Origin of the sequence: uncultured Gimesia sp., assembly GCF_937910335.1 — a bacterium.
Classification (GTDB): domain Bacteria; phylum Planctomycetota; class Planctomycetia; order Planctomycetales; family Planctomycetaceae; genus Gimesia.
In genome coordinates, this window is record NZ_CALEMX010000330.1 from 1 (window position 1) to 8189 (window position 8189).

Annotated in this window: 6 protein-coding genes and 1 pseudogene; 3 read left to right on the plus strand and 4 right to left on the minus strand. The window is 45.9% G+C overall.

Translation table 11 applies throughout. From position 1 onward, the window contains the following. Positions 1–13: 13 nt before the first annotated feature. A complete protein-coding gene (locus Q0668_RS13155) occupies positions 14–1396 on the plus strand; it encodes an arylsulfatase (protein WP_366918901.1) in 1383 nt (460 codons plus the stop codon). Positions 1397–1877: 481 nt separating this feature from the next. On the opposite strand, the gene Q0668_RS13160 is transcribed toward Q0668_RS13155, so the two are convergent. Beyond that, positions 1878–2468 (minus strand): hypothetical protein, encoded by a 591-nt coding sequence (locus Q0668_RS13160; protein WP_298865393.1) that lies wholly within the window; start codon positions 2466–2468, stop codon positions 1878–1880. A 62-nt stretch (positions 2469–2530) separates the two neighbouring features. Next, complete coding sequence (locus tag Q0668_RS13165) at positions 2531–3007, minus strand: TadE family protein (protein WP_298865394.1); 477 nt, start codon at positions 3005–3007, stop codon at positions 2531–2533. A gap of 342 nt (positions 3008–3349) precedes the next feature. On the opposite strand from Q0668_RS13165, the gene Q0668_RS13170 reads away from it, so the two are divergent. Continuing rightward, the gene (locus tag Q0668_RS13170; RefSeq protein ID WP_298865396.1) at positions 3350–3916 is read left to right on the plus strand and encodes a TadE/TadG family type IV pilus assembly protein; all 567 of its coding nucleotides are present in this window, start codon (positions 3350–3352) and stop codon (positions 3914–3916) included. Positions 3917–3980: 64 nt separating this feature from the next. Continuing rightward, entirely contained in the window at positions 3981–4145 is a 165-nt protein-coding gene (locus Q0668_RS13175) for a hypothetical protein (RefSeq protein WP_298865398.1), read from the plus strand. 22 nt (positions 4146–4167) lie between these two features. Here Q0668_RS13175 and Q0668_RS13180 read toward each other — a convergent pair whose 3' ends face one another. Together Q0668_RS13180 and Q0668_RS13185 are read right to left on the minus strand one after the other, a co-directional pair. Next, positions 4168–7479, minus strand: a complete 3312-nt coding sequence (locus Q0668_RS13180) for a hypothetical protein (RefSeq protein ID WP_298865400.1) — start codon at positions 7477–7479, stop codon at positions 4168–4170. 26 nt (positions 7480–7505) lie between these two features. Further along, positions 7506–8189, minus strand: a pseudogene (locus Q0668_RS13185) (hypothetical protein); the annotation flags it as partial.

The following is an 8189-nucleotide window of genomic DNA, read 5'->3' on the forward strand; positions in this document are numbered from 1 at the left end:
CAGCGTACCGAACATCATATTTATTATGGCCGATGACCTGGGCTATGGTGATCTGGGTTGCTATGGACAACAAAAAATCAAAACGCCACGCATCGATCAGATGGCAGCCGAAGGTATGAAATTCAGCCAGATGTACGCCGGCGCCACGGTCTGTGCACCCTCACGCTGTGTCTTAATGACGGGCTTACACATGGGACACACTCGAGTCAGAGGCAATACCTGGGTGAAAGAAAACCAATCGCTCAAGACCGATGATCTAACCGTGGCTGAACTCCTGAAAAAAGCCGGCTATCAAACCGCCTTGACGGGAAAATGGGGCATCGGTGAAGCAGGCACACAAGGTGTCCCAAACTTGCAGGGTTTCGATTATTTTTATGGCTATTTGAATCAGCATAATGCCCACAATTATTATCCTGAATTCCTCTGGAGAAACGGAAAGAAAGTGGCGCTACGGAATATCGTCGATCCCAGCACGATCTCTAAAGGTCCTACCGGAAAAGACAGTCTGGGAGGCGTCTCTACAAAAAAAGTAGATTACTCACACGATCTGGTGATGCAGGAAGCACTCGACTTTATTGATCGAAGTGCGAAATCGCCATTCTTTTTGTATGTCGCGCTCACGATCCCACATGCCAATAATGAAGCAGGTAGAAAAGTCGGCGATGGTCAGGAAGTCCCCGATTACGGCATCTACCAGAACAAGGACTGGAAGAAACAGAACAAGGGTCAAGCCGCGATGGTCACGCGCATGGATACAGGCGTAGGACAAATCCTGGATCGGCTTAAAGCATTAAAGATCGATAAAAATACGCTAGTCATTTTCACTTCGGATAATGGCCACCATCAAGAGGGCGGCAATGATCCCGAATTTTTTGATGCCAACGGCCCTCTCAGAGGAATGAAACGTGACCTCTATGAAGGGGGCATCCGGGTCCCCTTTATTGCCTGGTGGCCAGACACCACACCCGCGGGAAGGACTTCAGACCATATTGGATACTTCGGCGACTTAATGGCAACCGCTGCAGATCTCGCAGGCATTCCCTGTCCGAAAAATCTGGACAGTGTCAGCATTGCTCCCACACTCACTGGTAAACCAAAACAACAACAGCAACACCGTTTTCTTTACTGGGAATTCTATGAACAAGGCGGCAAACAGGCAGCGCGCCAGGGAAAATGGAAAGCAGTTCGCATGCCCATGTTGACTGGAAAAACAGAACTCTACAATCTGGATAACGACTTAGGCGAAGCAAATAATATCGCGGAGAAGCATCCGGACATCGTCAAACAGATGGAAGCAATGCTGCACGATGCACACACGCCAGATCCACTCTGGAAAGCCGGCGGTAAAAACAAAAAAAAGAAGTCCGCCCCCGGCGATGGCAAACCTCGATTTTAATGAGTCGCCGATAGAGTTTTTATCCAGCTCATGAAAGCAGTCTGTTCTTCCAGTCTGCTTTTTCAACGCGCTGACTGGAGGGCTTTAAGATTCACAGGCCGAAATTTTTATTTTTCTCCATTTTTTTTGATTCATTGTGAATCGAAATGCGTATAAATACACAAGGGAGCAGAAGAATGATTCGACGTCGTAAAGCAAAGCAGCAGCATTTGCGGCCTTTGCATTATGACACCGCTCAACCTTGAACTGTTTAATATTAGACAACACGTTTGCCGTTACTCACACGTTTTAAAAGTAATCTTTTCAGAACAAGGAGACGGAATGATGTGTTTTACAGTCGATCAAGTCGAAGATACCGAAAACAATCTGCGTCAAAAATAGCATTGATAGTTGCTAATTGTGGATTATTCATTGAGAGGCACTAAGGGGAACAATGGCTCAAACATTGTTCCTCGCCTCATCTTTGTGTCCAAGATCTCAATTAAGGACAGACGGGTACGGTAGCACTGACCAGAGATGCACGGCCTGTCCCACAATTATAATAGGCAGTTGATTGAGAACTAATATTGAAGAAGGTCACACCAAAAAGTGAACTGCAAAAGCCCTGCACGGGTACCGTTGCTTGAGCCACGACAGCAGGAAAGCCCGCGATACACCCCCCTTGGGCATTCCGATCGAATGTAATCGGAGCGGTGATTTGGTCTAATGCACCAAACACAAAATTCCCGGTGCATAAGAGATTTCCATTGGGATTACCGGGAGTTGCAGCAATATAATTTGAAGTAAGGGTGACAGGAGTACCAAGAATTGGATTCGCTTCAACGTAAGCAATTCCTACATTTCTTGAAACCTGAGTAGACGAACCGCTACCACTCACACCCCACTCTTTGACGGCAGCCATCGCTCCTGCATCAAGTGCATTTTTGACTTCAACTTGAGCCTGCCACAGCGTCGCTATTTCCAATACACCACAAAAAAACGTCAGGAATACCGACCCCCACAGAATCAGCCAGAGGATGGCGATTCCACGACGATTCTTGTGAGACTCAGTCTTTGAATAAATTTGTTTCATCGGGAATTTGTCAGTCTAAGCAGGTATAAATGAAAGCTCTTCAGCAAAATGTCTGATTCAATTTAGAGTTCATATAAATAGGTCGTAGATTGTTCAACGACATAGTCTTCAATCGAAAAACCAAAACTGTCTAAAAAGTCGGGGATATTTCCATCCAATCTCACACACACGGTCGCACGAACAGACTCAGTACTGACAGCTCCTACAACGACAGGCAAACTCGTTACAGGTGGATCACAATCACAGCCGGCAGCCGCTACTATCGGATCATTAATGGTATTCGGCGCTCCGACATTATGTTCTAAAACAACCCGACAACTTCCCAGAGGAATCTCTCCCACCATAAGCACATTATCGACGCTCGTCTTCAACGCGCCAGTGTTGATTGTATTGATAGATGCCAGGGGGGTTTCAGAAGCAATCTTGGCAGCATACCGACTTGCATACGCGGTCTGTTCGCTCACAACGTAAATCAAAGAAATCTGGATAATTGCCAGCATGATAATCAAAAACGCTGGCATCGTGAGAATTAATTCCAAAACCACCACACCTGATCGGTGATCATTGGGTTTCTCTGTTTTTTGTCTGTTTATCTGCACAGGTCGGTACCGCTTTAGTACTGGGGTCAATATCGGAGGTTTTATCGTAATCTATTCACTATAGTACTACTTTGGCAAGCAATTTGCGTTCCCTATTCAAGCGACGCCTTACATCTCTGTCGATTCAACAGAGAAAACGAGTACGGCGTGAAATTTGTCTCAATCAGAGGTCGCATCAGTCTCTTTTCAGATCGGCCAGATCTGGAACTTGATAACCGACCTTAGCAAGTGTGAAGCAAACGTCTCCGTTTGTTAACACTCTTGAGTTGAAAAGTACGTAAGATGGAAATCATCAAGGAGCCTTCATTGTTCCACGATCAGAGTAAATTACAACAGCAAACACCCCAAAACAGACGCCGCACAGGCTCGGTAATGCTGGAATTTATCCTTGCATTTCCACTGATTCTGATCGTTTCACTGGCCATCATTCAATTCGGATTCATCGCCCTCTTGCAACAATCGATCACGGCAGCCGCGATCGAGGGCTCAAGAGAAGCAGCCAAAGTAGGCGCAACCACAACTTCAGTGGGAAACCTGATCCAGGAATATGTAGACCTGAATTCGTCCTTAATGCTGGATGTAGGACAACAACCTGCTGCATCCGCACAAGGAAACGTACTGGTATCTATCGAGGATGGAAGCGGCACCCTGACGCAAACCATTGGAAACTCAGACATACCCTGCTCTCCAGTTGGTCCGGCTCCAGGTGTATCCGAGATCAAAGTCACTATCTGCCTTAATTTAACCGATACGAATGGTACGGTCCCCATCCCCAATCTTTTATCTTCGTTTGGTTTTACGCTTTCGGGAAAACAACTTGAAATCAGCGCTATGACCGGATTAGAGTAACAGCAAAGCAATTTGTCTTTCTCTCACTCTTTCAATGGCCACACATAGCAAGATTTCTCATCCTATGAACGAAATTGTCACAGGAATGTTTTTCTGGCTGCTGAAAATTCTGGGAGCCTACCTCGCCCTGATGATTATCTTTACGATGATTCTCTCGCGCTGGAAGAAAAAAGCAAAAGAGGAAACAGAGGATATCGCTCAAAGCAGGAAAAAACGATCAAATCGATAACCGGACTTCATCGCTTTCTAATTCACTGAGCAAACGGCAGTGAAAATTGCTTCAGCGGTTGTAAGTCAGATCGAAGCGCACGACCGCGCCGGCCGTTAGGATTATTTACTGGTCTGCCGCGCATTCCATTGTTCAGAAATGTTTTGAGCGACCCGTCCAACAACGGATTTGACTTGATATCAACAATGGGAGTGGATGTCGTACCCCGTAGTTCTACACGAATCCAGCCACTGGTAGCATGACCGATTAACTGAGTAATTGCCGGCAGGGGTAATTGCCGACGTGTTAATTTGGAAAACAAATCCACTTTCAATCGACCATCAAAATGGGCTTCACCAGCTTGTCCATAAAGACTGATCGCATTCCCTTTGAGCTCGATGTACTTCAGATGAAATGCCTGATTGGAAACCGTAAAGTCACAGAATGCGGAATCAAATGCGGTTTTGTCTGGTTGTGATAGACGAACCACTTTAAAAATCTGCGCAATGGGAGGCAGTTCATAAATCGCGGCAGGACTAATTTGCAATTGACCCTGCCCTTTGAGATCTGATCGATTGGATCCTCGCCCCCATAATTGAATCCAACCATTCATGACTCCACGTAATTGGGATTCCCCGGGCATATAACGGGCCGCATATTCTTCCAGTAACCCACGGTTCAATTCAATCTGCATGTTATAGGTAGGAACCGCATTGAGTTCGATATCTCCCATACAGGTCAGAACTCCACGAATCGCTTTGGCCGTGATGGGTTGTTTTGCCTTAATATTCGCTAAGCCGACAGCCTGAGCCTGATTTCGACGAATTTGCTTGGAACCGATCGTGAGTTTCTGATCGTGAATTTCAAACGGGCCTTTAATTTCCGTCAGATGATAATCTAGAATCACCGCCGAATCCAAATCGACTTCACCAGTTAAGTGCAGATGAGCGCCATCCCAGGTTCCTTCAGAATGAACCTTCCCATAAACTTTGGTCACATCAACGCCTGTGGACAATGTATTTTCTGCAAGATACGAATTCATATCCCAGGCAGCTGTCACGAAAGTTCCCATTTTTTGCGAACCGCGAAATTCAATCTTCCCGCTGGCAGAAATGGGTCTCTGAATATTTAAGGTATTTAATGCGGAAGCCATCTCACCTGGCAGCGCCTGTTGAAAAGCCCGGTCAGTGGTGAGGTCATCGATATCCATTTTATCCAGCAACACCCGCCAGTCCCCCTCAGAAGTGACTTCGGCAAACGCCTCTTTAATCCGGATTAACGTCTCGTCATGTTTTCCCGATATCGAAGTTAGACGGACTTCACTATTTTGTGTCTGAGGATTCACAAAATAGCTCCAGTTCGCATTCAGATTATCGATCTGATACGGAAAGTCTTTCACCATCATACTTCCTGAACGCCATCTGCCATTCGGGATACTGATAATGGCCGGTTTGCCGCGTTCCCATGAAATGTCTGATTTTAAATCAATGATTCCACGTGGTGAAAGTTCTCCCCACAATTCCTGCAATGATTCAGGAAGTGCCAAACGCAAGTTGGAATCACAGGCTGCATTTTCTGCGATGATACTTAAATTTAGTTTGCCATCGTTTTCAAATCGAGCATATGAACCAGACGCAGACAGACGCGCATTGCCATGAGTCCCTTTTAGCTGATCAAACGAAGTCTTTCCCGTTTTACTGGAATAAAAAACTCGGCCCGAAAGATCGCTGATACGATAGGGGAATTCTCGATACTGTAATGCGCCATGATCCATCTTCGCCAGAAAGTCCAGGTGGATTGGCTGATTCAACATCGGTTCACGGGTTAATTTCAAAACGGCATCGGCTTTTCCCTGTAAATCAACTTGATTCAGAACAGATTTAACTCCCTCAGGTGAAGCAGATAACAGCGCTGAATCTATGGGTACTTGTTCGATTTCCACTGTGATATCGATTTGGGATGCAGGTCCGGGATGCTTCACAAAACCGCGAGCAGTCACAGGTCGGTTGCCCGCCATGCCGAAGAAGTCTAGTTTGAGAGTATCATTATCCTGCTGGTTGAGTTTGCCTTTGATATGATCAACCCGAAAAGGAAAATGGACCGGCATCGCTTCCCCGTCATTGGTAGTAACCACCAAATCCTGTATCTGCCATTTCCCCTGACCGGGATGCGTCAATGTGACATCAAGATCAATGCTTCCACTGGGTCGCAGCGTGTCAAAAGTTCGAGCCAGACCACCAGATAAACGGCTCCGTAATCGATCATCGACGGGAAGTTTTACTGCTTGTAACGAAAAATAACTTTGGTCGTTCGGTTGATCTTGTGCCTGATGAGAAGAGCCAAAACGATAGTATCCCCCCACAGAAAAATTGGTCTCGCCATTATGTGCCTGTAAATCTTGAATTAATAACCTGTTGTTATTCACAAATATTTTGCCGACAATATTTCTCAAAGGAAACGGCAGCAATGGATGTTTGAGTTTCCCCTCACGTAATTGTGTCAATACCTGAAACTGAGGTGTCTGATCCTGGCTCTTTTTAGAAAGACTGAATTGGATATCCATCTGAGCGCTCACACCCAGATCATACATGCCCGTTGATTCATCTGGTTTGAGCTGCATTGAAGGAAACGCAGAATTGAGTTGCGATGCCAGCTCCGGCGAAATGCCCGTTGCCATCCGGACCAGATTCGGCCCAAATTCCAATTGGCTCCACTTTCCTTCCACGGAACCAATTTTAGAACCAATGTCCCAAAAACCCGATATCTCCAGCTTTCCTGCTTGCGGAATCGAAGTATGCCCTTCAATTTCATAACGTCGGGTTCCGGAAGGAATCAGCCTTAAATCCAGGTTTTGAAAGGTTACAGCTGTCGGAACATTTTCCGAGCCCCGTTCAAATTTTAAAGCAAGACTTCCACGCTCAATCACTAATTCCGGAAGTGGATTATCGCTTTGCTTAATTTCCGGCAGCCCTTCCCAGTTCCAGGTTCCATCTGCCATGCGAACCAAAACTAGCTGCGGACTGTTCAACACCACCTTCTGGATATCAATCACCTGATGCCGGGCCAGTTTTTCCTGATCTAAAGTAATTACCACCTCGGGTAAATCAAGAATAGTATCAGAATGGTTGATGACCTGAACCCGACAACCTTCGATTCGAACTCGCCTGCGAAAATCAAATTGCGCCCGGTCAATATCGATCATCAGGTCGGGAATATGCTTTGTGATTTTCTCTAGAATACCGGCTTTCAACATTTCGTCGCTGCGCACCCACAGATAATAACCGTAACTCCCGCCGGTAATCACCAGCGAAATTACGATCAGCAGGAACCATTGAAATGTTTTACGGATAACCATATCAACTCTAAACCATTAAAGACGAGTTACTGTCCCGGCGTGATTTCTTTCTTTTGATTCAGATGAAAAACCATGTGATAAATTCCTACCGCAGACAAAATGTATAAACTGTATTCTGCAGGCAGACGATAGCGCAATGAACTGACGAAAATCAGATGGATCAACGAAAAGTAAATCACAGGTCCCAGCGTAATCAACAACAGTAAAGTCTGATCGCGCGAAACCCAGGCACCATAAAATGCAAAGATGATCACGGGAATGAAAACGATAGAAACCGCAAGCATCATCCAGAACGACTGAAACTGCGCCGCATTTGGCCAGGGTTTCCAGTAACGCAGCAGCTTGGCACCCATCAAGCGCAGCACATGCCCGGGGTGCTCTTGCGCATACGCGAACGCCCGCTGCGTATAGTGCTGATTCATTTCGTATTCACTCATGCTTTGCAATACATTCTCTTGATCAAAAAAAGTCATATCGCTATCACCGGTCGCCCGGGGATTTAAACCGTCATATAAACTGGGACCTGCCCAGAGCGTCGTAGGAACAAAATGATTTGTTACCTGATAATTACGATAAACCCAGGGTATCAGCATCACTGCAAACCCCAGAGTCATCAACAAAGCCCGCTGCATGGCCGCAGTTCGATTTCCCTTTGCACTAAAAACTAAAATGACAACAGGAAAAATAAAATGGTTCGATGCTAAAAAAGG

What these genes read in the sequence shown, in the direction of transcription:
- Q0668_RS13160 (WP_298865393.1), bottom strand. Translation starts at nt 2,468, where the DNA reads ATGAAACAAATTTATTCAAAGACTGAGTCTCACAAGAATCGTCGTGGA.
- Q0668_RS13170 (WP_298865396.1), top strand. Translation starts at nt 3,350, where the DNA reads ATGGAAATCATCAAGGAGCCTTCATTGTTCCACGATCAGAGTAAATTA.
- Q0668_RS13180 (WP_298865400.1), bottom strand. Translation starts at nt 7,479, where the DNA reads ATGGTTATCCGTAAAACATTTCAATGGTTCCTGCTGATCGTAATTTCG.
- Q0668_RS13175 (WP_298865398.1), top strand. Translation starts at nt 3,981, where the DNA reads ATGAACGAAATTGTCACAGGAATGTTTTTCTGGCTGCTGAAAATTCTG.